The sequence below is a fragment of the Pararhizobium sp. LjRoot238 genome (assembly GCF_964252955.1).
Taxonomy (GTDB): Bacteria; Pseudomonadota; Alphaproteobacteria; order Rhizobiales; family Rhizobiaceae; genus Pararhizobium.
In genome coordinates this window covers 1,282,944-1,309,869 of sequence record NZ_CAXUPP020000001.1, presented here as the reverse complement: position 1 = coordinate 1,309,869, position 26,926 = coordinate 1,282,944, and the positions used below count along the sequence as shown (strand labels likewise).

Annotated in this window: 26 protein-coding genes; 17 read left to right on the top strand and 9 right to left on the bottom strand. The window is 60.3% G+C overall.

From position 1 onward, the window contains the following. Window positions 1–32: 32 nt before the first annotated feature. The 4 genes from mnmE to hemE all read right to left on the bottom strand — a co-directional run bounded on the left by mnmE (window position 33) and on the right by hemE (window position 4,580). Window positions 33–1,355, bottom strand: coding sequence for a tRNA uridine-5-carboxymethylaminomethyl(34) synthesis GTPase MnmE (mnmE, locus tag ACSQ3F_RS06540; RefSeq protein ID WP_436102061.1), 1,323 nt, complete (start codon window positions 1,353–1,355; stop codon window positions 33–35). A 195-nt stretch (window positions 1,356–1,550) separates the two neighbouring features. Further along, entirely contained in the window at window positions 1,551–2,816 is a 1,266-nt protein-coding gene (rho, locus tag ACSQ3F_RS06535) for a transcription termination factor Rho (protein ID WP_436099473.1), read from the bottom strand. A 193-nt stretch (window positions 2,817–3,009) separates the two neighbouring features. Then, window positions 3,010–3,549, bottom strand: a complete 540-nt coding sequence (gene hemJ / locus ACSQ3F_RS06530; protein ID WP_436099472.1) for a protoporphyrinogen oxidase HemJ — start codon at window positions 3,547–3,549, stop codon at window positions 3,010–3,012. Next, the gene (gene hemE, locus ACSQ3F_RS06525) at window positions 3,546–4,580 is read right to left on the bottom strand and encodes a uroporphyrinogen decarboxylase (protein WP_436099471.1); all 1,035 of its coding nucleotides are present in this window, start codon (window positions 4,578–4,580) and stop codon (window positions 3,546–3,548) included. The genes hemJ and hemE overlap by 4 nt, the downstream gene beginning before the upstream one ends. A 404-nt stretch (window positions 4,581–4,984) precedes the next feature. On the opposite strand from hemE, the gene ACSQ3F_RS06520 reads away from it, so the two are divergent. Genes ACSQ3F_RS06520 through dnaQ form a run of 5 tightly spaced genes read left to right on the top strand, consistent with a single transcriptional unit; the run spans window position 4,985 to window position 8,590 of the window. Further along, window positions 4,985–5,809, top strand: a complete 825-nt coding sequence (locus ACSQ3F_RS06520) for a pyruvate, water dikinase regulatory protein (RefSeq protein WP_436099470.1) — start codon at window positions 4,985–4,987, stop codon at window positions 5,807–5,809. A gap of 31 nt (window positions 5,810–5,840) precedes the next feature. Further along, window positions 5,841–6,440, top strand: a complete 600-nt coding sequence (locus ACSQ3F_RS06515; protein ID WP_436099469.1) for a Maf-like protein — start codon at window positions 5,841–5,843, stop codon at window positions 6,438–6,440. Then, window positions 6,433–7,293: a shikimate dehydrogenase gene (locus tag ACSQ3F_RS06510; protein WP_436099468.1), complete on the top strand. Its 861-nt coding sequence runs from the start codon at window positions 6,433–6,435 to the stop codon at window positions 7,291–7,293. Before ACSQ3F_RS06515 ends, ACSQ3F_RS06510 begins: the two co-directional genes overlap by 8 nt. Beyond that, window positions 7,290–7,883: a dephospho-CoA kinase gene (gene coaE / locus ACSQ3F_RS06505; protein WP_436099467.1), complete on the top strand. Its 594-nt coding sequence runs from the start codon at window positions 7,290–7,292 to the stop codon at window positions 7,881–7,883. The genes ACSQ3F_RS06510 and coaE overlap by 4 nt, the downstream gene beginning before the upstream one ends. Continuing rightward, complete coding sequence (gene dnaQ, locus ACSQ3F_RS06500) at window positions 7,883–8,590, top strand: DNA polymerase III subunit epsilon (protein ID WP_436102060.1); 708 nt, start codon at window positions 7,883–7,885, stop codon at window positions 8,588–8,590. Before coaE ends, dnaQ begins: the two co-directional genes overlap by 1 nt. 54 nt (window positions 8,591–8,644) lie before the next feature. On the opposite strand, the gene secB is transcribed toward dnaQ, so the two are convergent. Together secB and ACSQ3F_RS06490 are read right to left on the bottom strand one after the other, a co-directional pair. After that, window positions 8,645–9,136: a protein-export chaperone SecB gene (gene secB, locus ACSQ3F_RS06495; protein WP_436099466.1), complete on the bottom strand. Its 492-nt coding sequence runs from the start codon at window positions 9,134–9,136 to the stop codon at window positions 8,645–8,647. 77 nt (window positions 9,137–9,213) lie between these two features. Further along, window positions 9,214–9,732, bottom strand: coding sequence for an FxsA family protein (locus ACSQ3F_RS06490; RefSeq protein WP_436099465.1), 519 nt, complete (start codon window positions 9,730–9,732; stop codon window positions 9,214–9,216). 138 nt (window positions 9,733–9,870) lie between these two features. On the opposite strand from ACSQ3F_RS06490, the gene ACSQ3F_RS06485 reads away from it, so the two are divergent. The 5 genes from ACSQ3F_RS06485 (at window position 9,871) to gyrB (ending at window position 15,199) form a co-directional block, all read left to right on the top strand. After that, on the top strand, window positions 9,871–10,569 hold the full coding sequence (locus tag ACSQ3F_RS06485; protein ID WP_436099464.1) for a Tim44/TimA family putative adaptor protein: 699 nt from the start codon (window positions 9,871–9,873) through the stop codon (window positions 10,567–10,569). A gap of 13 nt (window positions 10,570–10,582) precedes the next feature. Beyond that, a complete protein-coding gene (gene mltA, locus ACSQ3F_RS06480; RefSeq protein WP_436099463.1) occupies window positions 10,583–11,698 on the top strand; it encodes a murein transglycosylase A in 1,116 nt (371 codons plus the stop codon). Then, window positions 11,685–12,242, top strand: a complete 558-nt coding sequence (locus ACSQ3F_RS06475) for a Smr/MutS family protein (protein ID WP_436099462.1) — start codon at window positions 11,685–11,687, stop codon at window positions 12,240–12,242. The genes mltA and ACSQ3F_RS06475 overlap by 14 nt, the downstream gene beginning before the upstream one ends. Then, the gene (locus tag ACSQ3F_RS06470) at window positions 12,239–12,613 is read left to right on the top strand and encodes a helix-turn-helix domain-containing protein (protein ID WP_436099461.1); all 375 of its coding nucleotides are present in this window, start codon (window positions 12,239–12,241) and stop codon (window positions 12,611–12,613) included. Before ACSQ3F_RS06475 ends, ACSQ3F_RS06470 begins: the two co-directional genes overlap by 4 nt. Before the next feature lie 150 nt (window positions 12,614–12,763). Beyond that, window positions 12,764–15,199: a DNA topoisomerase (ATP-hydrolyzing) subunit B gene (gene gyrB, locus ACSQ3F_RS06465; RefSeq protein WP_436099460.1), complete on the top strand. Its 2,436-nt coding sequence runs from the start codon at window positions 12,764–12,766 to the stop codon at window positions 15,197–15,199. A gap of 172 nt (window positions 15,200–15,371) precedes the next feature. On the opposite strand, the gene ACSQ3F_RS06460 is transcribed toward gyrB, so the two are convergent. Beyond that, window positions 15,372–15,974, bottom strand: a complete 603-nt coding sequence (locus ACSQ3F_RS06460) for a nitroreductase family protein (RefSeq protein WP_436099459.1) — start codon at window positions 15,972–15,974, stop codon at window positions 15,372–15,374. 282 nt (window positions 15,975–16,256) lie between these two features. On the opposite strand from ACSQ3F_RS06460, the gene gabD reads away from it, so the two are divergent. Both gabD and hpaI read left to right on the top strand, forming a co-directional pair. Then, window positions 16,257–17,711 (top strand): NADP-dependent succinate-semialdehyde dehydrogenase, encoded by a 1,455-nt coding sequence (gene gabD / locus ACSQ3F_RS06455; RefSeq protein ID WP_436102059.1) that lies wholly within the window; start codon window positions 16,257–16,259, stop codon window positions 17,709–17,711. A gap of 164 nt (window positions 17,712–17,875) precedes the next feature. Then, the gene (gene hpaI, locus ACSQ3F_RS06450; protein WP_436099458.1) at window positions 17,876–18,679 is read left to right on the top strand and encodes a 4-hydroxy-2-oxoheptanedioate aldolase; all 804 of its coding nucleotides are present in this window, start codon (window positions 17,876–17,878) and stop codon (window positions 18,677–18,679) included. Here the strand turns inward: hpaI and ACSQ3F_RS06445 are convergent, their stop codons facing one another. Together ACSQ3F_RS06445 and ACSQ3F_RS06440 are read right to left on the bottom strand one after the other, a co-directional pair. Beyond that, window positions 18,680–19,771 (bottom strand): mannitol dehydrogenase family protein, encoded by a 1,092-nt coding sequence (locus ACSQ3F_RS06445; protein WP_436099457.1) that lies wholly within the window; start codon window positions 19,769–19,771, stop codon window positions 18,680–18,682. It abuts the gene before it with no gap. 18 nt (window positions 19,772–19,789) lie between these two features. Next, complete coding sequence (locus tag ACSQ3F_RS06440; protein ID WP_436099456.1) at window positions 19,790–20,668, bottom strand: FCD domain-containing protein; 879 nt, start codon at window positions 20,666–20,668, stop codon at window positions 19,790–19,792. 299 nt (window positions 20,669–20,967) lie between these two features. Between ACSQ3F_RS06440 and ACSQ3F_RS06435 the strand changes: the two genes are divergently transcribed. The 5 genes from ACSQ3F_RS06435 to ACSQ3F_RS06415 all read left to right on the top strand — a co-directional run bounded on the left by ACSQ3F_RS06435 (window position 20,968) and on the right by ACSQ3F_RS06415 (window position 26,912). Beyond that, window positions 20,968–22,473: a UxaA family hydrolase gene (locus ACSQ3F_RS06435; protein WP_436099455.1), complete on the top strand. Its 1,506-nt coding sequence runs from the start codon at window positions 20,968–20,970 to the stop codon at window positions 22,471–22,473. A 33-nt stretch (window positions 22,474–22,506) separates the two neighbouring features. Then, complete coding sequence (locus ACSQ3F_RS06430) at window positions 22,507–23,526, top strand: aldo/keto reductase (protein ID WP_436099454.1); 1,020 nt, start codon at window positions 22,507–22,509, stop codon at window positions 23,524–23,526. A 24-nt stretch (window positions 23,527–23,550) separates the two neighbouring features. After that, window positions 23,551–23,997: an RbsD/FucU family protein gene (locus ACSQ3F_RS06425; protein WP_436099453.1), complete on the top strand. Its 447-nt coding sequence runs from the start codon at window positions 23,551–23,553 to the stop codon at window positions 23,995–23,997. Window positions 23,998–24,236: 239 nt separating this feature from the next. Then, window positions 24,237–25,226 carry an ABC transporter substrate-binding protein gene (locus tag ACSQ3F_RS06420; protein WP_436099452.1) on the top strand — a complete coding sequence of 330 codons (990 nt, stop codon included), beginning with the start codon at window positions 24,237–24,239 and terminating at the stop codon, window positions 25,224–25,226. Between the two features lie 132 nt (window positions 25,227–25,358). Beyond that, entirely contained in the window at window positions 25,359–26,912 is a 1,554-nt protein-coding gene (locus ACSQ3F_RS06415) for a sugar ABC transporter ATP-binding protein (RefSeq protein ID WP_436099451.1), read from the top strand. The last annotated feature ends 14 nt before the right edge of the window (window positions 26,913–26,926 follow it).

Here is a 26,926-nt window from a genome sequence, read left to right as displayed (position 1 = left end):
AGACTCGCGCACGTTGTATTGTCGGCTGCAACTCATTTGCCGATACAGAACTCGGAGAAAATCACATCCAGGAGATCTTCCACATCCACCCGTCCGGTAATTCGGCCAAGCGCATCGCCCGCCTGCCGGAGATATTCCGCCTGAATATCGAGGCCGCGATTAGATTGCGCCAAACTCATATCGATTGCGTCGCGGGCCTGTTCAAGACAATTGACGTGCCTCTTCCGGGACGGCAATGACAACGCCGTGTTGCCCGACACGTCGGGTAGGTGGCTTTTCAGTTGTTCGATAAGCCGGTCAATCCCGGCGCCCGTCGTCGTCGATATCAGGACATCGAAGTCAGCCTTATCCCACAAAACGGCATTGCGATCAATCTTGGTGCCGATGCGAATAACCGGCTTGGACGCGTTAGGCCCCCCCATTTCCGGAAATCCACCCGGGGTGTCAGCCAGCAACAGGATTACGTCTGCCTGCTCGAGCGTCATATAGGCACGCCGGACACCCTCTTTCTCGACCACGTCGACGGTGGGCCGAAGCCCGGCGGTGTCAAAGAGGCGAACGGAGAATCCGGCTAAGGAAAGATCAATTGACAGCACGTCTCTGGTGGTCCCGGCTATATCGGTGACGATCGCAACATCCCGGCGGGCGAGGTAGTTGAGCAGGCTCGATTTTCCCGCGTTCGGTTCGCCAGCAATGACGATTTTCAGCCCGTCGCGGATGATTTCCGCCGTACCGGCGCCAGCCAAATGCTCATCGATCGCCTTGCGCAGGGCCTGCATATCGACCCAGATGGACTCCGCCACCGAGCCCGGAACGTCATCCTCATCGGCGAAATCAAGCTCGGCTTCGATCATTGCCCTTGCATGGATGAGCCGGCGCGCCCAGCCCTGATAAAGCGCCGAGAGATGTCCGCTCGAATGCTCCTGTGCTAGGCGCCGCTGCATCTCGGTTTCCGCGGCAATCAGATCAGCCAGGCCCTCAATCTCCACAAGGTCGAGCTTGCCATTGTGAAAGGCGCGCCGCGAAAATTCTCCCGGCTCCGCATGTTTCAATCCTGGAACAACGGAAAGTTCGGTCAGGATGGCATCGACCACGGCACGCCCGCCATGAACCTGGAGCTCCGCACAGTCCTCTCCTGTGAAAGAAGCGGGCGCGGGGAAATAGAGCACCAAGCCCTGGTCCAGGACGTCATTGTTTCGATTGCGAATCGACCGCAGCGTCGCCTGTCTTGGACTAGGCGCCGATCCACACAGCCGTTCGAGCGCCGACCGCGTTTGCGGACCACTGATACGGATCACAGCAACGCCAGACGGAAGCCCGCCGGATGACAAGGCATAGATCGTGCCTGCCACTATCTCATCGTGTTGATGGTTCACCGCCTAAACATCCTCGTTCGGACCCGATACCCAACGTGATTATATGCCATATAGCGTTTCACCGCGCGTCTCACAGCTGTGACTCCGATGAGGGAATCCGGCTAAGTATAGCTGGGCTGAAAACACGAAAGCCCAGGCTGAACCTGGGCTTTGTCCCGACATCCATCGATTCGATCAGGTATTCATCGAATCGAAGAAATCGCCATTGGTCTTCGTCTGCTTCAGCTTGTCGATCAGGAACTCGATCGCGTCCGTGGTTCCCATCGGTGCAAGGATACGGCGAAGCACGAAAATCTTCTGCAGGTCCTGGCGCGGCACGAGAAGGTCTTCCTTGCGCGTACCGGACTTGAGGATATCCATCGCGGGAAAGATGCGCTTGTCGGCCACCTTGCGATCCAGCACGATTTCCGAGTTACCGGTACCCTTGAATTCTTCGAAAATGACTTCGTCCATACGGCTGCCGGTATCAATCAGGGCCGTCGCGATAATGGTCAGCGAGCCGCCTTCCTCGATGTTACGGGCAGCACCGAAGAAGCGCTTCGGCCGCTGCAGCGCGTTGGCATCGACACCGCCGGTCAGCACCTTGCCCGATGACGGCACGACGGTGTTGTAGGCGCGGCCGAGACGGGTGATCGAATCGAGCAGGATGACAACGTCGCGGCTGTGTTCGACAAGCCGCTTGGCCTTTTCGATGACCATCTCGGCCACCTGGACGTGGCGCGTTGCCGGCTCGTCGAAGGTCGAAGACACGACTTCGCCCTTTACCGAACGCTGCATGTCCGTCACTTCTTCCGGCCGCTCGTCGATCAGGAGAACGATGAGGTAGCATTCCGGATGATTGGCGGTGATCGAATGGGCGATGTTCTGCAAAAGAACCGTTTTACCCGTGCGCGGTGGCGCGACGATCAGGCCACGCTGGCCCTTGCCGAGCGGCGCGATCAGGTCGATGACGCGGGCGGAAAGGTCCTTCGAGGTCGGGACCTCAAGTTCCATCTTGAAGCGCTCATTCGGATAGAGCGGCGTCAGGTTGTCGAAATGGACCTTGTGCCGGATTTTTTCCGGATCCTCGAAGTTGATCGTATTGACCTTGAGCAGGGCGAAATACCGTTCGCCTTCCTTCGGCCCTCGGATCGGGCCCTCGACGGTATCGCCGGTCTTCAGCGAGAAACGGCGGATCTGCGAGGGGGAGATGTAGATGTCGTCCGGACCCGGCAGATAGTTGGCATTGGCGGAACGCAGGAAGCCGAAGCCATCCTGCAACACTTCGACGACCCCTTCACCGATGATCTCGATGTCTTGGCTCGCAAGCATTTTCAGGATCGCGAACATCAGTTCCTGCTTGCGCATGACGCTGGCGTTCTCGACTTCGAGCGATTCAGCAAAGGCCAGAAGGTCCGTCGCAGTTTTGTTTTTTAGTTCTTGTAGCTTCATTTCAGCCATGAAGGGGACCACACTTGGAATTCGAAAGGAAAATCGGCGTGTCTGATGTAAGGGGAGCTGCAGCGGGAAGGGGCAGACTCGTAACGTTTACATATGCCACGAAAGAGGAGGTGGCGGGAAAATAGCGATTCACTCGATGCGCCGCAAGGGGTCTGGAGAAATTACCGGAAGTTTCCTCTTCAACGCTCATGAATCAAAAAGGTTTCACCACCGCCATGATGACGATGAGGATCATCAAAACGGTCGGCGCTTCGTTCATCAGCCGCCAGTACCGGGCGCTGCGGGTATTTTCGTCCCGCGCAAAAGCGCGCACCGCGCGGGCAAACAGGACATGGAGGCCAGTCAGCATAACGACAAGCAAGAGCTTCACGTGCAGCCACCTGCCCTGAAATCCATAGACGCTCCAGGCGAGATAGAGGCCGAGCACCCACGTGATCATCATCGCCGGGTTCATGATGACCTTCAACAGCCGCTGTTCCATCATCTTGAAAGTCTCGGATTGTTGCGAACCCGGAGTTGCATCGGTGTGATAGATGAACAGCCGCGGCATATAGAGCAAGGCGGCCATCCAGGAGATTACGGCAATGAGGTGCAGGGCCTTGATCCAGAGATAGAGATTGTCGGGCTGCCAGAGGAACAACACGGCGAGCAGTGCCAGGAACAGGGCGATGGCGACGAAGGCGCGCGCCCGGGCCTTGTTCCCCGGGCGCGCGTCGGTTTGCCGTTCGGTCATTGCCTTGCTCCGCGTACCCGGGAGACGAGACGGGAGACGTTTTCCGGATCAGCCTGCGGCGTAATGCCATGTCCGAGATTGAAGATCAGCGGGCCATTGCCAAGGACCTGAAGTATAGCGTCGATGCCTTCATCCAAGGCCCGGCCGCCGGCAACGACCCGCATCGGGTCGAGATTGCCCTGTACCGGACCATCCTTCTGAAGCTCGGCCGCAAAGGAAAGCGGAACCGACCAGTCGAGACCGATCGCATCCGCATCCGTTCCTTGCCGGTAATCCTTGAGAAGAATGCCCGCACCTTTCGCAAAGGCGATGATCTTTGCATCCGGCCGGCGGGCGCGAACACTGTCGATCATCCGGCGAACAGGTTTAACGGCGTACCGACGAAATTCATCCTCACCGAGAACGCCTGCCCAGGAATCGAAAATCTGCACCGCGTCGGCGCCGGCATCGATCTGCGCGACAAGATAATCGGCCGAGACATCGGCAAGCGTTGCAAGCAACTGGTCGAAGGCTTCGGGATAGCGATAGGCAAACAAACGCGCCGGCGCCTGGTCCGGCGTTCCGTGGCCGGCGATCATATAGGTCGCCACCGTCCATGGCGCACCGCAGAAGCCGAGCAGTGTCGTTTCTTCCGGCAGTTCAGCGCGCAGCCGCCGGACCGTTTCGATGACCGGTTTCAAATGATCCGAAACGGGCTGGACATCGAGCTTTGCAATATCCGCGGCGTCGATCGGATCCATGCGCGGTCCATGCCCTTCTTCGAAGCGCACATTACGCTTCAGCGCATCGGGGATGACGAGGATGTCGGAAAATAGAATGGCGGCGTCAAAAGCATACCGCCGTATCGGCTGCAATGTCACTTCGACGGCAAGCTCCGGTGAATAACAGAGATCAAGGAAGCTTCCGGCTGTTGCACGCGTCACGCGATATTCGGGAAGATAACGGCCCGCTTGCCGCATCAACCAGACGGGGGGAGGTGACAGGGTTTCACCATTCAACACCTGTAGCACCTTGCGGCTTTTCGCAGTCACCGAGACATTCTCCCAATATAAAAGAAATCATATATCTAAGGTTTCTATTTCTTAGAGTCGGTGACTATCAAGGATTAAAAGCCATCCGGTCTCTTTCCACATTTGGTTTCGTTCAAAGGGATGGCTGAATTGCTTTCACGATCATTTCCTCGCAAATGGGGATGATCCAGAAAACAGCCAAGGATTCAATTCCTTGGGCCTTGATCACCGCGCGCGGTTCGGTGTGGATAAAGGGTGGACGAACGTGACACTTTGTCCAACCACGAGTCTTGTCCACAAGGGCCGAAAATCGGCTTCCCACGAATCCGGATTGTGAATAACTCGCCGGTTTTCCCCTTGCCTTTGAAACGCGGCGGCCCTTAGCTGTCGCTGTCCCGGTTTATCAACAACCTCCGGAGAATAGCGTGGAGAACCATAAAAATTATTTCCACCTGCATCTGATCTCCGATTCGACCGGCGAGACGCTGATCGCGGCGGGCAGGGCAGCGGCAGCGCAGTTTCAGTCCTCGCATGCGCTCGAGCATGTCTATCCGCTGATCAGGAACCGCAAGCAGTTGATGCAGGTGATGGCGGCGGTCGATGGCGCGCCGGGGATCGTGCTCTATACGATCGTCGATCGGGAATTGGCCGACATCATCGATGCGACCTGCAAGGAGATGGGGCTGCCGTGTGTCTCGGTGCTCGACCCGATCATAGATCTCTTCCAGTCCTATCTCGGCGCGACATCGCGGCAGCGGTCCGGCGCGCAGCATGTGATGGATGCTGACTATTTCGCCCGCATCGACGCGCTGAATTTTACGATGGATCATGATGACGGCCAGCTGCCGGCAGACTACAACGATGCCGATGTCGTGCTGGTCGGCATCAGCCGGACCTCGAAAACGCCGACCAGCATCTACCTCGCCAATCGTGGCATCAAGACCGCCAATATCCCGATCGTGCCCGGCGTTCCGCTGCCGGATCGGTTGATGGAGGCGACCAAGCCACTGGTGGTCGGACTGATCGCCACCGTCGACCGGATTTCTCAGGTACGGGAAAACCGGGTGCTTGGAACCGCGTCCCACAATTTTCGGGCGGATGAATATGTTGACCGGGCGTCCATCGCGGAGGAGTTGAAGTATGCGCGATCGCTCTGCACCCGCAACAACTGGCCGATGATCGACGTGACCCGCCGGTCCATCGAGGAAACGGCGGCGGCAATTGTTGCCCTGAGACCGCGGCTGCGCTAAGGCGAACCCGGACAATCAGGATATGAAGACAATGGCAGGCTCTCTTGTCCTCGCTTCGGCGAGCCCCTTTCGGCGCATGCTTTTGGAAAATGCCGGCATCCGCTTTCAGGCGAGGGCGGCCGAGATCGACGAGCGCGCGATCGAAGATCAGGTAGAGGAGCAGCATTCCTCACCGGAGGAGGTCGCGCTCATTCTTGCCGAGGCGAAAGCAAGAAATGTCGGCGAGGTTTTTCCTGAAGACATTATAATAGGCTCGGACCAGACCATGTCGCTCGGCCGGCGCGTCTATCACAAACCGCGAGATATGGATGAGGCACGCGACCACCTTGCTTCGCTGTCCGGCCAGACCCACCAGCTGAACAGCGCGATTGTGCTAATGCTGGGCAGGGACATCCTTTGGAAACATGTGTCCTCCGCCCGGATGACTGTTCGGAAACTGGAGACTGGCTTCATCGAGCGGTATCTCGAACGCGTCGGGGCAAAGGCCCTGTCGAGTGTCGGCGCCTACCAGCTCGAGGGCGAAGGTATTCAACTCTTCGAGAAAATCGAAGGTGACTATTTCACGATCCTCGGTCTGCCCATGCTGCCGCTTCTGGCGAAACTCAGGGATTTGCGAGTGATCGATGCGTGATTCACGTGAAACATTTGTTAACCATGCCTTCGTCACGGGCTATCCCGTGAAGCATTCCCGCTCGCCCTTGATCCATAGCTATTGGCTGAAACAGCTCGGCCTGGAAGGAAGCTACCGGGCGTATGAAGTCGCCTCGGAAGATTTTCCTGCCTTCATCGCGTCACTAAGGGACGGCCAGTCCGGCTTCATCGGCGGCAATGTCACCATCCCGCACAAGGAAATGGCCTTCGCCCTTGCCGATCGGCCGGACGCATTGAGCAGCGAACTCGGCGCTTCCAATACCCTATGGGTCGAGGATGGGCTGGTGCATGCGACCAATACGGACGGGCATGGTTTCATGGCGAATCTCGATGAACGCGCTGCGGGCTGGGATCGATGCGACGCCGCGATCGTCCTCGGCGCCGGCGGCGCCAGCCGGGCGGTCATCCAGGCGGTGCGCGATCGCGGCGTCAAGACCATCCATGTGGTCAACCGCACGCAAGCCCGGGCACAGGAGCTGGCCGACCGGTTCGGCCCGGCGGTTCATGCGCAGCCGATGGAGGCTCTGGCGGAGGTGATGAAAGACGCCGGCCTTTTCATCAACACCACGTCTCTCGGCATGGACGGATCGGCCGCCCCCGAAATTGACTTCACGGTGATGCGACCTGGCAGCGTCGTAACGGATATTGTCTATGTCCCGCTGAAGACGCCGATCTTGCGCCAGGCGGAGGTGCAGGGTTTCGCGATCGTCGATGGCCTCGGCATGCTCCTGCACCAGGCGGCCCCCGGATTTGAAAAATGGTTTGGCAAGAGACCGCAGGTCGATGCGACGCTGCGGCAGATCATCATCGACGATATGGCACGACGCGCATGATCATTCTCGGGCTGACAGGATCGATCGGCATGGGCAAATCGACCGCCGCGCAAATGTTTGCGGATCTCGGTGTGCCCGTGAACGACGCCGACGCCGCGGTGCATGCGCTCTATCAGGGCGAGGCGGTCGCGCCGATCGAGGCGGCGTTTCCAGGAGCGACGGTGGCGGGCGCGGTTGACAGGAAGGAGCTGTCCCGGCAGCTGTCTGAAAATCCGGCACTGTTCAAGACGCTCGAAGCCATCGTTCATCCGCTCGTGCGCAAGGCGGAACGGGCGTTCCTCGCGCGTCACCGTGCAGAAAAATCTTCGCTCGTCCTGCTCGACATCCCGCTGCTGTTCGAGACCAAGGCGGAAAACCGGGTCGATGCGGTGGTGGTCGTGACCTGCGATCCGGCGATCCAGAAGGACCGCGTGATGAAAAGGCCGGGGATGACGGAGGAAAAATTCGCCCTCATTCTCTCCCGCCAGGTTCCCGACGCAGAAAAACGTGCGAAAGCGGATTACATCATCGATACCAGTGGTGAGCTTGATTCGACCCGCGCCCAAGTCGCGGACATCGTCCGGCAGGTGACCAGCCAGAAGAGGCCATGATGCGCGAAATCATTTTCGATACGGAAACGACGGGTCTCGACAACAGGCAGGACCGCGTCATCGAAATCGGCGGCATCGAACTCGACAATCATTTTCCGACAGGGCGAACATTCCACGTCTATGTCAATCCCGGCGACCGGAAGGTGCATCCCGACGCTCTGGCGGTCCATGGTATCTCTGACGAGTTCCTCAAGGACAAGCCGGACTTTGCCGGCGTCGTAACCGAACTGCTGCAATTTTTCGGCGACGCCCGCTGGGTAGCCCACAACGCGACCTTTGACATGGGCTTCATGAACGCCGAGTTTGCCCGGCTCGGCCTGCCGGCGATTGCCAATGATCTGGTGACTGATACGCTGGCGCTTGCCCGCCGCAAACACCCGATGGGCCCGAACTCGCTCGATGCGCTCTGCCGGCGTTATGGGATAGACAATTCGCACCGGACCAAACACGGTGCGCTGCTCGACTCCGAGCTACTGGCGGAAGTCTATATCGAAATGATCGGCGGCCGGCAGGCGGCGCTTGGCCTGCTCTCCGGCGAGAGCCGCGGCGGCCAGGCCGTCGAAATCGACGATATCGTTGTCGTCGCCGGGCAAAGGCCGCGTCCGCTCGGCTCCCGTTTGAGCATTGAGGAAATAGAAGCGCATGCCGCGCTCGTCGCCAAAATGGGTGCGAAGGCCATCTGGGTAAAATACGAACCCGCCACATGAAAATGCCCGGTCGAAGACCGGGCATCATTTAAATCATATTCTACGAGAACCGGATCAGTTTGTGTTGGCGGAGACCTGTGCCCGGACTTTTTCTTCAGCCATGCGCTGGGTGAACATCTGGGCGAAATCGATCGGGTCGATCATCAGCGGCGGGAAGCCGCCGTTGCGCGTTGCATCGGAAACGATCTGGCGGGCAAACGGGAAGAGCAGGCGCGGGCATTCGATGAAGAGCAGGGGCAGCATGTGCTCCTGCGGGAAGCCGGTGACGCGGAACACGCCGCCATAGGCGAGCTCGACGTTGAACAGCATCTTGTCGCCGTCCTTGGCTTCGGCATTCAGCGTCAGCACGACGTCGAACTCGGCATCCGACAGCGGATTGGCGTTGACGTTGACATTGATGTTGATCGACGGGGCCTTGTCACGGGCCTGGAGCGAACGCGGCGCACCCGGATTTTCAAACGAAAGGTCCTTGATGTACTGCGCCAGAATGTTCAGGGACGGGCTCTCTGCGGCGCCGCCGTTGGGGGTGGATGCGGTATCGGTCATAAGGCCTTTTCCTTCGGACATGAATTTGGTGAGGCCATCTAGCACTTCGCACCAGGGCTTACAACCCGGAGCGCCTCTCACTTCAGGCGGTCGCGCTCGTTCGGATCGGTGCGGCCGCGGCCATTGGTGCGCGAAAATTCGTCTTCGTCGAGGTCGATGACCTGCGGGCCGGATCGGGGTGGCGACCCGCGGTCCGGGTCCGGTCCGCGCGAAAATCCGCCCATGCTACCTGTCGTCACGATCGTCAGGCGGTTCTTGATCAGCGACCAGCCGAGATCCCTGACAGCCGGAATGAAAAGGAGCAGCCCGATGATATCGCTGATGAAGCCGGGAATGATCAGCAGGAATGCGGCGATCACGATCATCACGCCATGCACGAGCTGCCGTCCAGGATCGGTGCCGGTCTGCGAGGCCTCATGAATTTTCCGCAACACGCCGAAGCCCTGGATGCGCAAGAGAACGGCGCCGGCGATCGCACTCGCCAGCACCAGCAGCAACGTCATGCCGACACCGACTTCGCGGCCGACGAAAATGAAGGCCGCGATCTCCGCAAGCGGCATCAAAAGAAAAAGCAGCGGAAGGATCAGAGAGCGCATGGTGTCCACTTAATGTGAAAGCAGCCCGTCCCCGTTGGACCGGCAATTGCAAAGACGTGATATAGTCGTTTGAATGATCGTGCCATGCAGACTATATGGGATGATTGCACGGCATGTTAACAGCGGTTCTGGGTGGAAATGGGCTCTTTCGACTTCATCACATTGTTTTTCCTGGTCGCCGCGGTGATCATCTTCCTCCAGTTGCGCAACGTGCTGGGCAAGAGGACCGGTAACGAACGTCCGCCCGTTGATCCCTATTCGCCCCGCGAGGCCGCCCAGGGCCCGGAAGCATCCGGCAAGGTCGTGCAGCTTCCCCGCCGCGACGGCACCGGCGACGACATTTCACGCTATGCCGATATCGATGCCTTCACCAAGGCCGGAACGCCGCTCAACGATGCGCTACGGCGCATGAACGATGCCGATACGAATTTCGACCCGCTGGAGTTCGTCAACGGCGCCAAGATGGCCTACGAAATGATCGTCATGGCGTTTGCCGATGGCGACCGCAAGACGCTCAAGGGTCTTCTGTCCCGCGAGGTCTATGAAGGTTTCGATGCCGCGATTTCCGAGCGCGAAAGCAAGGGCGAAGTGGTCAAATCCACCTTCGTTGGCATCGAGAAGGCCGACATGGTGCATGCCGAGATCAAGGATAGTGAAGCCAACATCACGCTTCGCATCATCAGCCAACTGATTTCCGCGACCTACGACAAATCCGGTGCCATCATCGATGGAGACTCTGAGGCCGTCTCGGAAGTCAACGACCTCTGGACCTTTGCCCGCGACATCCGCTCGCGCGATCCGAACTGGAAGCTGATCGCCACCGAATCCGAAAACTGATCGGGACCGCTAGATGGATTTCGATTTGCAGCGGGTCGATTTTTCCGGCCTCCCCGGTTGGCGCGGTGACAATCCGCTGCCGTTGCTTGGCGCCTTCGAGCGCTGTCGCTATCATGTCGCGACGGTCAAACCGCACAAGACGGGTTCGCTCGGTGTCTCTTCCGCAGACCTGATGCCAGCCTATGAGGCGGCTTTGAGAACTGAGCCGCTCGATGAAAGCAGCGCGCGACGTTTCTTCGAAGAGCAGTTTGTCCCGTTCAAGATCGTCCGCAGGGACGGCAAGCCGGGTTTCGTGACGGCATTCTATGAACCGGAGGTCCTGGTCAGCGCGGCGCCGGACAAGACTTTTCGCTTTCCCTTCTACCGCCGTCCGGATGATCTCATCGAGATCGACGATAGCAATCGGCCGGATGGTTTGGATCCGTATTTTGCCTTCGGCCGGATTAAGGATGGCGCCATCGGCGAATATCCGGATCGCAAGGCGATCGAGCAGGGCTTTCTTGCCGGGCGCGGACTGGAGATCGCCTATGCGAAATCCAGGGTCGATGTCTTCTTCGCTCACGTGCAAGGGGCGGCCCGGCTGGTCTTTCCCGACGGATCGATGAAGCGCGTCACTTATGCGGCGAAGACCGGGCATTATTTCTCCGCGACCGGGAAGCTGCTGATCGAGCGCGGCAAGATCGATGCGGCGACCGTCTCGATGCAGTCGATCCGGCAATGGCTGGATGATCATCCGGATGAGGCAGACGAGGTGCTCTGGCACAATCGATCCTTCATCTTTTTCCGTGAGGCGGCGGTCGATGATACCGGTCTCGGGCCGGTGGCGGCGGCCAAGGTGGCGCTGGAACCCGGCCGCTCGCTTGCGGTCGACCGGCTCATTCATACCTTCGGCGTTCCCTTCTTCATCGCGAGCGACAGCCTGACGTCGATCGATGGCGGCCGGCCGTTTCGCCGGCTGATGCTGGCGCTGGATACGGGATCGGCGATCGTTGGTCCCGCACGCGGCGATATCTTCACCGGATCCGGTGATGAAGCCGGGCGCCTGGCTGGCGCCGTGCGCAACGACGCAGACTTTTTCATTTTCATTCCGAAGGCCGCGGCGGCAAGATACGACCATGGCCAGGGATAAGAAGCTCACCAGCGAGGATCGGATACTGTGGGGCAAGGTCGCCCGCACGACCCGTCCGCTGCCCGGCCGCATGGATGAGCTCGATGAATTCGACGAGCCGGTGCCGGAACCTGAAAAGCCGCCGGCACCTGTTATCAGGGAAGGCAAGTCGTTGGCGGAGTCGTTCGGTGGCGCTGCGGACGCTGTAAAGCGCCCGCGTGTCCATCACCCTCTCGAAAAACCCGTCAAGCGCAAACTGGCGAAGGGCCATCTGCCGATCGAGGCGCGGGTCGATCTGCACGGCATGGTCCAGAGTGAGGCGCATGGGTTCCTGTTGCATTTTCTCCTGCGCGCCCATGACCGGGGCCTGAGGCACGTGCTCGTCATCACCGGCAAGGGCACGTCGCTTGGCAGCGACGGCGCGTTGAAACGGGCGGTGCCGATGTGGTTTTCGCTGCCGGAATTCCGGATGCTGATTTCCTCCTACGAGCCGGCAGCACGCACTCACGGCGGCGAGGGCGCGCTCTATGTCCGCCTGTCGAAGCCGAGGGGTTCGACGCCGTGACGCCGTTTGGCGAAGCGATGCACCGGCTGCGGCGGCTGAAAGGTGTCTCGCAGAAACAGATGGCAGCCGCGATCGGCGTCTCGCCTGCCTATCTCTCGGCGCTGGAACACGGAAAGCGTGGCGCGCCGAGCTTTGAATTCCTGCAGAGGGTTGCCGGATATTTCAATGTCATCTGGGATGATGCCGACGAGCTTTTCGGTCTGGCAGCACTTTCCGATCCGAAAGTCGTGCTCGATACCTCCGGCCTGTCGCCCGCCCATACAGCCTTTGCCAACCGGCTCGCGGGCCGTATTCGTGGGTTATCCGGCGAAACCATCCACATGCTGGAAGATGTTTTGGAAAAAGGCCGGTTTCCTGATAAGGAACTCTGATGATCCCCTGAATTCTGCCGCTTTCAGGCTGCACGGGATTTGGAACTCTGGACAAAATCCCTATATTCGGGGAGCGCCATCGAGGGGTGATTCGCACGGAATCCGATCTCCGAAGACATGGCATCAAAACCTGGAAAGACTTATAGCCGAATGACCGATTTGCCTGAAACCGAAGCCGGCGCAAGCGCCGAATATGGTGCCGATTCCATCAAGGTCCTGAAGGGTCTCGATGCTGTCCGCAAGCGGCCGGGCATGTATATCGGCGATACCGACGACGGCTCGGGGCTGCACCACATGGTCTATGAGGTCGTGGACAATGCCATCGACGAGGCGCTGGCCGGTCACGCGGACATCGTCACGGTGACGCTGAATGCCGATGGCTCGGTGACCGTCACCGACAACGGCCGCGGCATCCCGACGGACATCCATACCGGCGAAGGCATTTCTGCCGCCGAAGTGATCATGACGCAGTTGCATGCCGGCGGCAAATTCGACCAGAATTCCTACAAGGTCTCCGGTGGTCTGCACGGCGTCGGCGTCTCGGTGGTCAATGCGCTTTCGGTCAAGCTGAAGCTTCGGATCAAGCGCCAGGGCAAGATCCATGAGATGTCCTTTACGCACGGCGTCGCCGATGCGCCGCTGGCGGTCGTCGGCGACAGCAATGGCGAGACCGGTACGGAAGTAACCTTCCTGCCGAGCACCGAAACCTTCACGATGATCGACTTCGACTACGGCACGCTCGAACACCGCCTGCGCGAACTCGCCTTCCTGAATTCCGGCGTCCACATCCTGCTCACCGACAAGCGCCATTCCGACATCCGCCAGGACGAGATGAGCTATGACGGCGGTCTCGAAGCCTTCGTCGCCTATCTCGACCGCGCCAAGAAGCCGCTGGTCTCGAAGCCTGTTGCTATTCGCGGCGAAAAGGATGGCATCACCGTTGAAGTCGCCATGTGGTGGAACGACAGCTACCACGAGAACATGCTCTGCTTCACCAACAACATTCCACAGCGCGACGGCGGCACGCATATGGCCGGTTTCCGCGGCGCGCTGACCCGCCAGATCGTCTCCTACGCCGACAGTTCCGGCATCATGAAGAAGGAAAAGGTCACGCTGACCGGTGACGACTGCCGCGAAGGGTTGACGGCGGTTCTCTCGGTCAAGGTGCCGGATCCGAAATTCTCTTCGCAGACCAAGGACAAGCTGGTCTCCTCGGAAGTCCGCCCGGTCGTCGAAAGCCTCGTCAACGAGGCGCTCAGCGTCTGGCTGGAAGAACATCCGGGCGACGCGAAAATCCTCGTCGGCAAGGTGGTCGAGGCGGCCGCGGCCCGCGAAGCGGCGCGCAAGGCGCGCGAGCTGACGCGTCGTAAGGGCGCGCTGGATATTTCTTCGCTGCCGGGAAAACTGGCCGACTGTTCAGAACGGGATCCCGCCAAGTCGGAACTCTTCCTGGTGGAAGGGGACTCGGCAGGGGGTTCGGCCAAGCAGGGCCGGTCGCGCGAAAACCAGGCGATCCTGCCGCTGCGCGGCAAGATCCTCAACGTCGAGCGCGCCCGCTTCGACAAGATGCTGTCGAGCCAGGAAATCGGCACTCTGATCACGGCGCTCGGGACGTCGATCGGCAAGGACGAATTCAATCCGGAAAAGCTGCGCTACCACAAGATCATCATCATGACCGATGCTGATGTCGACGGCGCCCACATCCGCACCCTGCTACTCACCTTCTTCTTCCGGCAGATGCCGGAACTGATCGAGCGCGGCCATCTCTATATTGCCCAGCCGCCGCTCTACAAGGTGGCGCGCGGCAAGTCGGCGCAATATCTGAAGGACGAAAAGGCACTGGAGGAATATCTGATCTCCATGGGTCTCGAGGACGCCGCACTTGAGCTCGGCTCCGGCGAAGTGCGGGTTGGGCAGGATCTGCGCGAAGTGATCCTCGACGCGCTGCGCCTGCGTTCTCTCGTCGAAGGCCTGCATTCGCGCTACAGCCGTTCCGTCGTCGAGCAGGCGGCGATTGCCGGGGCGCTCAATCCGGAACTGAACCAACATACCGAGCAGTCGGAAGTAACAGCAGCCGAGGTCGCGAAGCGCCTCGACCTGATCGCCGAAGAAACGGAACGCGGCTGGACGGCCGTGGTCGGCGGCGACGGCGGGCTGCGCTTCGAGCGCATGGTGCGCGGCGTTAAGGAAGTGGCCTCGCTCGACATGGCGCTGATCGGTTCATCCGACGCGCGCCACATTGACCAGCTGACCCCGCGCCTGAAGGAGATTTATGGCCATCCGCCGATCCTGCGCCGCAAGGACGGTGCGCTGGAAATCAGCGGCCCGCGCGCGCTGCTCGATGCGATCTTCGCCAGCGGCCGCAAGGGCCTGTCGATGCAGCGCTACAAGGGTCTGGGCGAGATGAATGCCGAGCAGCTCTGGGAAACGACGCTCGATCCGAACGTCCGCTCGCTGCTGCAGGTCAGGGTCAATGACGCGACAGATGCCGATGGCCTGTTCTCGCGCTTGATGGGCGACGAAGTCGAGCCGCGCCGTGATTTCATCCAGGAAAACGCGCTGAGCGTCGCCAACCTGGATATCTGATCCGGGCGGCACATTGCCAGAGCAATTCCAGGAAAAGTGCGAAGCGGTTTTCCGTCCGGAACTGCGTTTAAAATAAAGAGATAGAGCGTTTCCGTGACTCGAAGAAAAACGGAAATGCTCGAGAACGTCAAAACCACGCCTCCGCAAGAAGGCGTGGTTTTCTTTTTACAGCTTACTCGGCGACGAAGGAGCCGTTGAAGGCGATTTCCGAGAGAGGGCGGCGGGGGCTTGGGGTTTCGCGCGCCTGCAGGAAATCTGGCAGCTGCGACTTGTCGCCCAGCTTGCCGATGGCGGCGGCGGCCTCCACCCGGTAGCCCTCCGGAATGCCGAGAATTTCGACGGCCTTGTCGAAATGCAGCCCGGTCATGCCGTGTGCCTGGAAACCAAGCAGCTGCGCCTGATGGGCGATCGCACCCCAGGCGGCACCGGTGTCGAAGCTGTGGCTATACGAGAGCGCGGCTTCGGTCGCGCCCGGCGCGACAAAATGCGTTTTCGAAATGAAGATAACGAGAGCCGAAGCGGATCTGGCCCAACCCTGATTGAATTCGTTGAGGATCGGGAAAAGCTTGTCCCACTCCGCAGTCTCCCGCAGGGCATATACGAAACGCCACGGCTGCGAATTGTAGGCGGAAGGCGCCCAGCGGCCAGCTTCGAGGATAGTCAGGAGCTCGGTTTCGGAGATGATCTCGCCGGTGAAGGCACGCGGCGACCAACGGTTGAGAAAGCTCGGCTCGATCGGATAGTCGGCCTGGCGGTAGTTGCTGGAGGTTGTCATTGCAAATTCCTGTCTTGGGAGGTCGGAAGTTGGAGGTGCCGGCGTTCGATAAAAAACGGACGCAGTCCGTATATGGCGATTGAGTGCATCCTCACTAGGCAGCGGTTTGGAGATGGACCGTTTCCAATGTGACGACAAAGGGCCAAACTGCGCCGATGAAGCGCTGAGCGAAATGACGGAAGAGGACGCAGAAACGGCGTTCAGGGTCATTGTCGAATGGCAGAAAAAAGTTGTATAAGTTCTGTAGATTTTTTCCGAAGCAAAGGAATGCCGCTGATGACCGTGACCTTGAAAGACCCTTCTCTGTTTCGTCAGGCCGCTCTTGTCGGCGAGACTTGGATCGATGCCGACCCGAACAACGCGATCGAGGTGAACAATCCAGCGACCGGCGAGATCATCGGCCGCGTGCCGAAGCTGGGCGCGGCCGAGACGAAGGCTGCGATCGAAGCGGCGCGGATCGCGCAGAAGGGCTGGGCGGCGAAGACTGCCAAGGAGCGCTGCGCCATCCTTCGCAAATGGTACGATCTGATGATCGACAACAAGGACGATCTCGGCCGTATCCTGACGCTGGAACAGGGCAAGCCGCTGGCCGAGGCGACCGGTGAAATCGTCTATGGCGCGAGCTTCATCGAGTGGTTTGCCGAGGAAGGCCGCCGCATTTATGGCGACATGATCCCCGGCCACCAGCCGGACAAGCGCATCCTGGTGATGAAACAGCCGATCGGCGTCGTCGCCGCGATCACGCCGTGGAATTTTCCGAATGCGATGATCACCCGCAAGGCGGGTCCCGCCTTTGCCGCCGGCTGCGCCATGGTCCTCAAGCCCGCGTCGCAGACACCGTTCTCGGCGATCGCCATCGCGGTTCTCGCCGAACGCGCCGGCCTGCCGAAGGGCCTGTTCAGCGTCATCACCGGCTCGGCCGTGGCGATCGGCGGCGAGATGACCTCCAATCCGGTGGTGCGCAAGCTGACCTTCACCGGCTCGACCGAAATCGGCACCGAGCTCTACAAGCAGAGCGCCCCGACGATCAAGAAGCTCGGCCTGGAACTCGGCGGCAATGCGCCGTTCATCGTCTTCGACGACGCCGATCTCGACGCGGCGGTCGAGGGCGCGCTGATCGCCAAATACCGCAACAATGGCCAGACCTGCGTCTGCGCCAACCGCATCTATGTGCAGGACGGCGTCTACGACGCCTTTGCTGAGAAGCTGGCGACCGCCGTCGGCAAGCTGAAGACCGGCAACGGCTTCGATGAAGGCGTCATCTTGGGACCGCTGATCGACAAGGCGGCGCTTGCCAAGGTCGAGGAACATATCGCCGATGCCACCGCCAAGGGCGCGCGCATCCTGCAGGGCGGCAAGAAACATGCGCTCGGCGGCACCTTCTTCGAGGCGACGATCCTCGCCGACGTCACCAAGGACATGGCCGTCGCCAAGGAAGAAACCTTCGGACCGCTGGCGCCGCTGTTCCGCTTCAAGGATGAGGCGGATGTGATCGAGCAGGCCAACGACACCGAGTTCGGTCTCGCCTCCTATTTCTACGCCAAGGACCTCGCCCGCGTGTTCCGGGTCGCCGAAGCGCTGGAATACGGCATGGTCGGCGTAAATACCGGCCTGATCTCGACGGCGGAAGCGCCGTTCGGCGGCGTCAAGCTGTCGGGTCTCGGCCGCGAAGGCTCGAAATACGGCATCGAGGAATTCACCGAAATCAAATATGTCTGCCTCGGCGGCATCGCGTGAACTGAAAACCTCTGAAATCAAAAGGCCGGCAGGGGACATCCTGCCGGCCTTTTTCGATTCTCCGCGCATGTCCATAGTTCGGGGGGGCGCCTGAACGGAAACCGCTTCACAGTTGGTGTGTCACCGTTTTAAGTACGCGTGCAAAGCCGCAAGGAGAGACATCGATGCCCGCCCAAAAAAACACGTTCAAAGCCGCGATAAGTGAGGATCGTTTCCAGTTGGGTTTGTGGGTTGCGCTCGCAAGTCCCTACGCGGCCGAAGTGGTCTCCGGCAGCGGCTATGACTGGCTGCTGATCGATGGCGAACATGGGCCGAACGATGTTCCGCTCCTGTCGGCGCAGGTGCAGGCGGTGGCGCGCTCGGGCAGCCATCCGATCGTGCGCCTACCGGTCGGCGAAACCTGGATGATCAAGCAGATCCTCGACACCGGAGCGCAGACGCTACTGATCCCGATGGTCGAGAGTATTGAACAGGCACGGGCGCTGGTGCGGGCGGTGCGTTATCCACCGCATGGCGTACGCGGCGTCGGCGCTGCTCTTGGCCGGGCATCGCAGTTCAGCCGGATCGGCGATTATCTCGAGACGGCGAATGAGGAAATTTGCCTCATCGTCCAAATTGAGAGCCGGGCAGGCCTAGCCGCGCTTGACGATATTGCCGCGCTCGACGGGATCGACGGGCTGTTCATCGGTCCATCCGATCTCGCCGCCGATATGGGGTATCTCGGCCAGCCCGGCCACCCGGAGGTGACCGCCGCCATCAAGGATGCGTTCGAGCGGATCAGGAAAGCCGGCAAGGCCCGCGGCATCATGACCCTCAACCTTGATCAGGCGCGCCTCTATCGCGACATGGGCGCGGACTTCATGGCGATCGGAACCGATGTGACGCTTCTTGTCAGCGCCACGACGAAGCTGCGCGAGGATTTCCTGACCGGTGGTACAAGCGGCGCGAAGCCGGTCGCCGGCTACTGATCACCGGTTGTCGGCGATCGCCGCCAGCCGTGGCATGGGGACATCCGGGCTCCAGGCCCGGAAATCGGTGATCCGTCGGACGATCTTTTCGGCGTGGTGATTGGCGATGTCGCTCAGCCGGTGTTCGAGAAACGGATTGCGGAAGCGATCCAGCGTCAGGACCACATAATCGGCCGCTTCCTGGCCGAGACCCTTGGCGGCAAAGCCGGGGATGACCTCGGTCTCATAGATTTCCATCAATGCCGCGCCGACATGCGCGTCGCGCAGTATGTTCTTCACCGTCTCGTCTTGAGGCCGGCCGGTTTTCAGCCAGATATCGGCAAGCACTGTGTGGCCGAGATTGAGAATATGCAGCTTGAGCTTCTCATAGGGCGTCAGGTCGTCGACCAGAAGCACGCACGGGTGACGACAAGGCGCCTTCAGTCCCGGTTGGTTTTCGATGGCCCAGAGCGCATAGGGTTCTGCCACGGCGCCGGCCGGTTCCAGCGGCTCGGAGACGATGCGGTCGACGAGCGTATTGCCCCAGACGAGGGTCGTCGAAAGCCAGCTCGCGAAATCGGTGTTTTTGATCCGCTCGGCCTGAAGGCGAAGAATTATCTCCTTGAGCCTGTCGCCATTACGGCTGATCAGCTCGCACGGCAGGACGGTGAGCGGTTTGCCGCCCGCGAGGAAGCGGGTGTGAAGCAGGCGGAGCAATTTTCCCGGAAAGGAAGCGGGAACCTCCTCATCGAGATCGTCGTCTCGGACACTGTAGCCCGTATCGCCGGTGTTCGAGACCAGGATCTCCGCCTCTTCCGCAATGAGCCGTTTCACCTCGTGCCAATCGCCTGCCGTCGACAGGGCGCGCGCGACGCTGGTCACCTGCTGCGTCCGGTCGATTTCGGCGCCATCGGCGAGCCCCCGTACAATCACCGGAAATCCCTCCGGCGCCGCCAGTGCATTCAGCCGGCCTACACGTTCCGCGGATCCGGTCGTCTGAACGACCGTGATTTTCCCGATCGCATCGCCTGTCTCAAGCGCTTCGCTGACGAAGAGATCGACATGGGCCTGCAGAAAGCGGCTGGTTCCAAACTGGATGATCGGCGTTGTCATGATGTCTCGTGAATCCGGCTATTGAATGGATTGCAGCAGTGTCTCGCGCGCCGACTTGAGATGCCGCCGGCAGGCCGCTTCGACCTGCGCCAGATCGCGCGTCTTCAGCGCCGCGATATAGGCGAGATGTTCTTCCAGCGCCCGGGCGTTGCGCTGACGCGCATTCGCCTTGTTCCACTGGTAGTGATAGTGAAAGACGATGGCGATGATGTCGTAGAAATCGACGATGAAGCGGTTGCTCGAGGACTTGTGCACGAGCAGGTGGAAGCGTTCGTCCAGCTCGGAGAATTCGCGATAGCGGTTGTCGATGTCGGCGAGGATTTCGTGGTGCAGCGCCTCGATCCGTTCGAGTTCCAGCCATGCCGGATGATCGGGTGCGAGCGCCGCAAAACTCGCGGCGGAGCGCAGCTCGAACATTTCGCGCACCTCCGTCAGCTCCAGCGCGAATTCGCGCGTAAAGCCTTTCAATATCCAGTGGCTGTTCGGCCGTTTTTCGATCAGCCCGAAGCGGCTGAAGCGGATGAGGAACTCGCGCACGCTGGTCGTGCCGGTGCCGATATCGCGGGCGAGCTCCAGCTCGTTGATCTGCATGCCCGGCTCGGCGCCGCCTGCCAGAATCCGGCGCATGAAACTGCGCTCGATGATTTCGGACAGCGAATCGGTTTCCTCGGCCGGGTAATAATCATCGGCCTTCGGTTGTCGCAGAACCATCTTTGCCCGCTTGTCCCACGCGATCAGCTGCAGTTCTTCCATGCGCGTGAGGATCGCCCGAATGGTCGTGCGGCTGACACCGAGCGTCGCGCCAAGCTCCGGCTCGGATGGCAGGGCGGAGGTTTCCGCAAGCAGCTTGAGACAGCGGTTGAAGGCGTCCTTGAAGACGGTGTTCTGTTTCGCCATGATTTTGCCGGCCGGATAGGGGTTTCTGGTTATCGAACCGTGGGTTGCCGGTTCGGTTTCTAAGGGTTGCTCTATCCGGTCCGCCTGGTCCTGTCTCGGCTTGAAATCCGAAGTTTCATGGTTGTTTCGGTCCCTGATTTTGTTTTTGATGCGGTCGTTGCCTTTATGCTGCGACCATTCTGCTGTGGTTCTGGCGGATGCATAATACCCATTGACGACAAACTGTCTATTGTAGATAAAAGACAAAAGTGAATGAGTACGCTCGTTCAGCAAAAAAGCCGTCAAGGGAGATACCAAGGGTGACCGCACCTTCCTTCATCGTTTTGTCGCCAGAAGACAATGTGGCCGTCGCGTCGCTCGCCATCGAGCCGGGCGGTGAATTGCCGGATGGCGTGCGCGCCGCTGCGAGGATCGATCCAGGCCATAAGGTGGCGATTCATCCGGTTCATGCCGGTGAGCCGGTGGTGAAGTACGGTCAGGCGATCGGCCGCGCGACGGTCGATATCGCGCCAGGCGACCACGTCCATTCGCACAATCTGGCCTTCGACCAGGACCGCCTGTCGATCGGCGCGCCAGTGCCGCCGGAAGCGGCAAGTGCTGCCGACAAGGCGCGCACCTTCATGGGCTATCGCCGCGCTGACGGGCGCGCCGCGACCCGCAATTTCATCGGCATCATCGCCAGTGTCAACTGTTCCACCACGGTCTGTCGCGCCATTGCCGAGGAGGCTAACAACACCATCCTGCCGCGCTATGACGGCATCGACGGTTTCGTGCCGATCGTCCACGATCAGGGCTGCGGCATGAGTTCGACCGGCGACGGGATGAAGAACCTGCACCGCACGCTCGCCGGCTACACCCGCCATGTGAATTTCGGCGGCGTGCTGATGGTCGGCCTCGGCTGCGAGGTCAACCAGCTGACGCTGTACGGCCAGAGCGGTTCCGGGGCCGGAAAACGCCATTTCAACATTCAGGACGCCGGCGGTTCGCGCCGCGCCGTCGCCCGGGCGATCGGCGTACTCGAGGAGATCGCCCAGGAGGTCGGCACGGCTAGACGTACTCCGATCCCGGTCGGCGAAATCATCGTCGGCCTGCAATGCGGTGGTTCGGACGGGCTGTCCGGCATTACCGCCAATCCGGCTCTCGGCGCGGCGGTCGATATCCTGGCCGGTGCCGGCGGTACGGCGATCCTGTCGGAAACCTCGGAAATCTATGGCGCAGAGCATCTGCTGCGCAGCCGCGCGGTAAGCGAGGGTGTGGCGCAGAAGCTCGACGGACTGATTTCCTGGTGGGAGAGCTATGTCGACATGCATGGTGCCTCGCTCGACAACAATCCTTCGCCGGGCAACAAGCGCGGCGGCTTGACCACGATCCTCGAAAAGTCGCTTGGCGCCGTCGCCAAGGGCGGCCGCTCGCCGCTGACGGCGGTCTATCATTATGCCGAGCGGGTGACCGAACACGGTCTCGTCTTTATGGATACGCCCGGCTACGACCCCGTGTCGGCCACGGGGCAGGTCGCCGGCGGCGCCAATGTGATAGCCTTCACGACGGGCCGCGGCAGCTGTTTCGGCTCCCGCCCCTGTCCTTCCATCAAGCTGACGAGCAACACGGCGCTCTATCGTGCCATGGAAGAGGACATGGACATCGATTGCGGCACCATCGCCACGGGCGATGCGACGATCGCCGGCAAGGGCCGCGAGATCTTCGACCTGATCATCGATACCGCATCCGGAAAGAAGACCAAGAGCGAGCTTTTCGGCTACGGCGACAACGAATTCGTGCCCTGGCACCTGGGCGCGACGCTCTGACGGAAAGCAGCCGTCTGAGGGAGGAGAGGGTTGATGCAGACAAGGAAGATCGGGCGGACCGAGCTGTCCGTTACCGAATACAGTTTCGGCACCGCGCCTTTAGGCGGCATGTATCGCGCCTGCCCGCGGGACGCGGCAATGGAAACGCTTGGTGCCGCCTGGGATGCGGGCCTGCGGTTTTTCGATACGGCACCCTGGTACGGTTTCGGCCTGGCCGAAAGACGGGTCGGGGATTTCCTGCGCGACAAGCCCAAGGGCAGCTATGTGCTGTCGACCAAGGTCGGCCGATTGCAGCGCCCGGTCGCGGACGACAAGGTGCCGAGCTACGGTTTCGTCGATCCGCTGCCTTTCGATACAGACTACGATTATTCCTATGACGGGATCATGCGATCGGTCGAGTTCAGCTATGCCCGCCTCGGTCTTAACCGCATCGATATCCTCTTCGTTCACGATATCGGGGTCTACACGCATGGCGCCGAGCGCAACCGTGTCTATCTGCGCCAACTGCTCGACGGCGGCCTCAAGGCGCTGGAGCAATTGAAATCGAGCGGCGCCATTTCCGCCTATGGTCTTGGTGTCAATGAAGTACCCGTCTGCCTGGATGTGATGCGACAGGCGGATCTCGACTGCATCCTGCTTGCCGGGCGCTATACGCTTCTTGACCGCACCGCCACCGCCGAACTGCTGCCGCTGTGCGAAAAAAAGAAAACCTCGCTGGTGGTTGGCGGCGTTTTCAATTCGGGTATTCTGGCGACGGGTCCGGTGGAGGGATCGCATTTCGACTATATGCCGGCAAATCGGGAGGTTCTGGACAAGGTGGGTTCGATGGAGAGGATCGCAGGGTCGCAAGGGCTGCCGCTTGCGGCGCCCGCGATCCAGTTTCCGTTGCACAACCCGATGGTTGCCTCTGTGCTGCTCGGGACTGCAAAACCGTCGAGCCTGATGCGCAACATGGAACTGACGGAGCGGCGTTTGCAGCGACAAGATTTCACGGCCTACGACGCGCATACGCTGGTGGCGCCGGAATTGGGACCGGAAGCCGTCCGCGTTTAGCCGGATCACGAAAAGGAAAGCGGAATGCTGAAGGGAATACATCCATTGCTCGGGCCGGATCTGCTACATGCAATCCGCATCATGGGCCATGGCGATGAGATCGTCATCGGCGACGCCAATTTTCCTGCCAGCACCATGGGGCCGAAGGTTGTGCGCGCCGATGGGGTCGACGCCTTGAGCATCACGGAGGCGATCCTTGCGCACATGCCGCTCGACACCTTCGCCGCCGAATCCGCCTGGCGCATGGAAGTCGTCGGCGATCCGGCGGCCGAACCGGAAATCTGCGTCGAATTCCAGAAGCTGGTCCATAAACTCGCCGGTGATTTCAAGGTCGTGCCGATCGAGCGCTTCGCTTTCTACGAACGCTCGCGCAAGGCCGCCTATATCGTCGCGACCACGGAGTTTCGGCTTTATGGAAATATCATCCTGAAAAAGGGTGTCGTGCATCCGCAGGAACTTTACCGGGTATAGGAGCCCGGAATGCCCGGCCGAAGGGAGATGGGCCGGATCATCTTCGTGATGAAAAACAGTGGCTTGGCGTTGGGAGGAAATCAATGCGCAAGGACAGAGCCCGCCGCTTGCAATTTCGAAATTGCTGAGATAGCTTGCCAGCGTGAAATGTTTTTTATCGATAAAAGGTCGAACTGTTCGCGTCTTGCGGCTCGATCCGAGGAGAACTCAACAAGACGCTGTTGGAGGAGAACAACACCATGACCCTTATGAAGCATATCCTGTCGCGCCGCGCCTTCACCAGTCTTGCTGGTGCTGCCGTGTTCGCCACCATGATGCCGATGACCACGTTTGCCCAGGACGTCACCATCCCGATCATCGTCAAGGACACGACGTCCTTCTACTGGCAGATCGTTCTGGCTGGCGCGCGCGCCGCCGGCAAGGATCTTGGCGTCAATGTGCCGGAACTCGGCGCGCAGTCCGAGTCCGACATCAACGGCCAGATCAGCATTCTTGAAAACGCCGTAGCCGGCGCCCCCGCTGCTGTCGTCATCTCCCCGACCGAATTCAAGGCACTCGGCAAGCCGATTGACGAAGCCGCGAAGTCCGTGCCGATCATCGGCATCGATTCCGGCGCAGACTCCACGGCTTTCACCTCGTTCCTGACCACCGACAACACCCAGGGCGGCCGTATCGCCGCTGATGGTCTTGCCGCCGCGATCAAGGAAGCAACCGGCAAGGAAGAGGGCGAAATCGCCATCATCACCAGCCTGCCGGGCGTCGGCTCGCTCGATCAGCGCCATGAAGGTTTCGTCGAAGTCATCGCCGCGAAATATCCGGGTCTGAAGGTCGTGGCCGACAAGTACGCCGACGGCCAGGCAACCACCGGCCTCAACATGATGACCGACCTGATCACCGCCAACCCGAACCTCGTCGGTGTCTTTGCCTCCAACCTGATCATGGCGCAGGGTGTTGGCCAGGCCATTGCTGAAAATAAGCTCGGCGACAAGATCAAGGTTATCGGCTTCGACAGCGACGAAAAGACGGTCGGCTTCCTCAAGGAAGGCGTGCTCGCCGGCCTCGTCGTCCAGGATCCCTACCGCATGGGCTATGACGGCGTCAAAACCGCTCTCGCCGCTTCCAAGAAGGAAAAGGTCGAGGCCAACGTCGATACCGGCGCCAACCTGGTGACCAAGGCCAACATGGCCGATCCGAAGATCGACGCCCTTCTGAACCCGAAGGTCAACTGATCCAAGACAGAGCGGCAGGACAATACCCGTTTAGGCCAACTGTCCTGCCGCCTGCTGCACAATGCGATCTTGACCTGCTTCAGGCCGAAACATCGGTTTGAGGCAGGTTTCCGGATAGGGAGGAAAGCCGCCATGACAGGACTTTACGACGTCAGCCACCGGCACGAGGAGGGTGCGGCGACGGTTGCCAGGCATCCCGTTCCGAAGGGGCAGCCGATCCTGGAACTGCGCGGCCTGCAGAAGAAATACGGTGCCGTCGAGGCCTTGAAGCCGGCCAACTTGACGTTCCTGTGCGGCGAAATCCACGCCATCGTCGGCGAAAACGGCGCCGGCAAGTCGACGCTGATCAAGCTTTTGACCGGCGTTATCCGGAGAACTTCCGGCGAGGTGTTCTGGTGCGGCGAACCCGTTCAGCTCTCAAATCCGACGGAGGCGATTTCGCGCGGCATCAATGCCGTGCATCAGGAAGTCGTGCTTTGCCCGCATCTGAGCGTCGCCGCCAATATGTTCCTCGGTGACGAGATGGACAAGAACGGGCTTATGCGCAAGCGCGCCATGACCGCTGCGGCGCAGGCCGTGCTCAACGATCTCGGCTTCAACCTTCCGGCGGCGGCCACTCTTTCGAGCCTGACGATTGGCCAGCAGCAGCTTGTTGCAACGGCACGCGCGGCGATGCGCGGCACGCAGTTCCTCATTTTCGACGAGCCGACCGCCTATCTGACCCGCCAGGAATCGGCGCAGCTGTTTCGGCTCATTCGCCGGCTTCAGGCTGAAGGCGTGACCATCGTCTATATCAGCCATCGCATGGAGGAAGTCTTCGAACTCGCCGACCGCGTTTCGGTCCTGCGCGACGGCACCCATGTCGGCACCCGCAAGATCAGCGAGACCAACGATGCCGAGCTGATCGCGTTGATGATCAATCGCACCATCGAGCAGATCTATCACAAGGAAACCCTGCCAATCGGCGCCACCATCGTCGAAACGCGCGGTCTCACCGGTCCGGGTTTCGAGGATGTCTCGCTGTCCGTGCGCGCCGGCGAAATCGTCGGCCTTTACGGCCTGATCGGCGCAGGCCGAAGCGAATTCGCGCTCGGGCTCTATGGCCGCCAGCCGGTCACATCGGGCGAAATCTACTGGCAGGGCAAGAAGGTCGAGATCAGGAATGAACGCCAGGCGATGGACCTTGGCATTGCGCTGGCGCCGGAAAGCCGCCGCGACCAGGGGCTCTGCCTCAACCTGCCGATCGGCCTCAACATCAATCTGCCGGTGTTCGACCGGCTGACCAGCGGTTTCACCATCAACCGCCGCCGCGAGGTCGAAAATGCCGACCGCCAGATCAGGGACCTGAAGATCAAGACGCCGACGCGCCGGGTGCTGGCGTCCGCCATGTCCGGCGGCAATCAGCAGAAGATCGTCATCGGCAAGTGGCTCAGTCACGGCGCCAAGCTTTTCATTTTCGATGAGCCGACGGTTGGCGTCGATGTCGGCACCAAGGCGGAAATCTACCGATTGTTTGCCCGGCTACTGGAGCAGGGGGCAGGCATCATCCTGATCTCGTCCTATCTGCCGGAGGTCTACGAGCTTGCCGACCGGTTGCATGTGTTCAGACAGGGGAAACTCGTGGCCAGTCACAGCTATCGCGGCGGCTCGCACGAGGACGTGCTGACCCAGGCGATTGGCGTGTGAAATCGTGAAAAGAC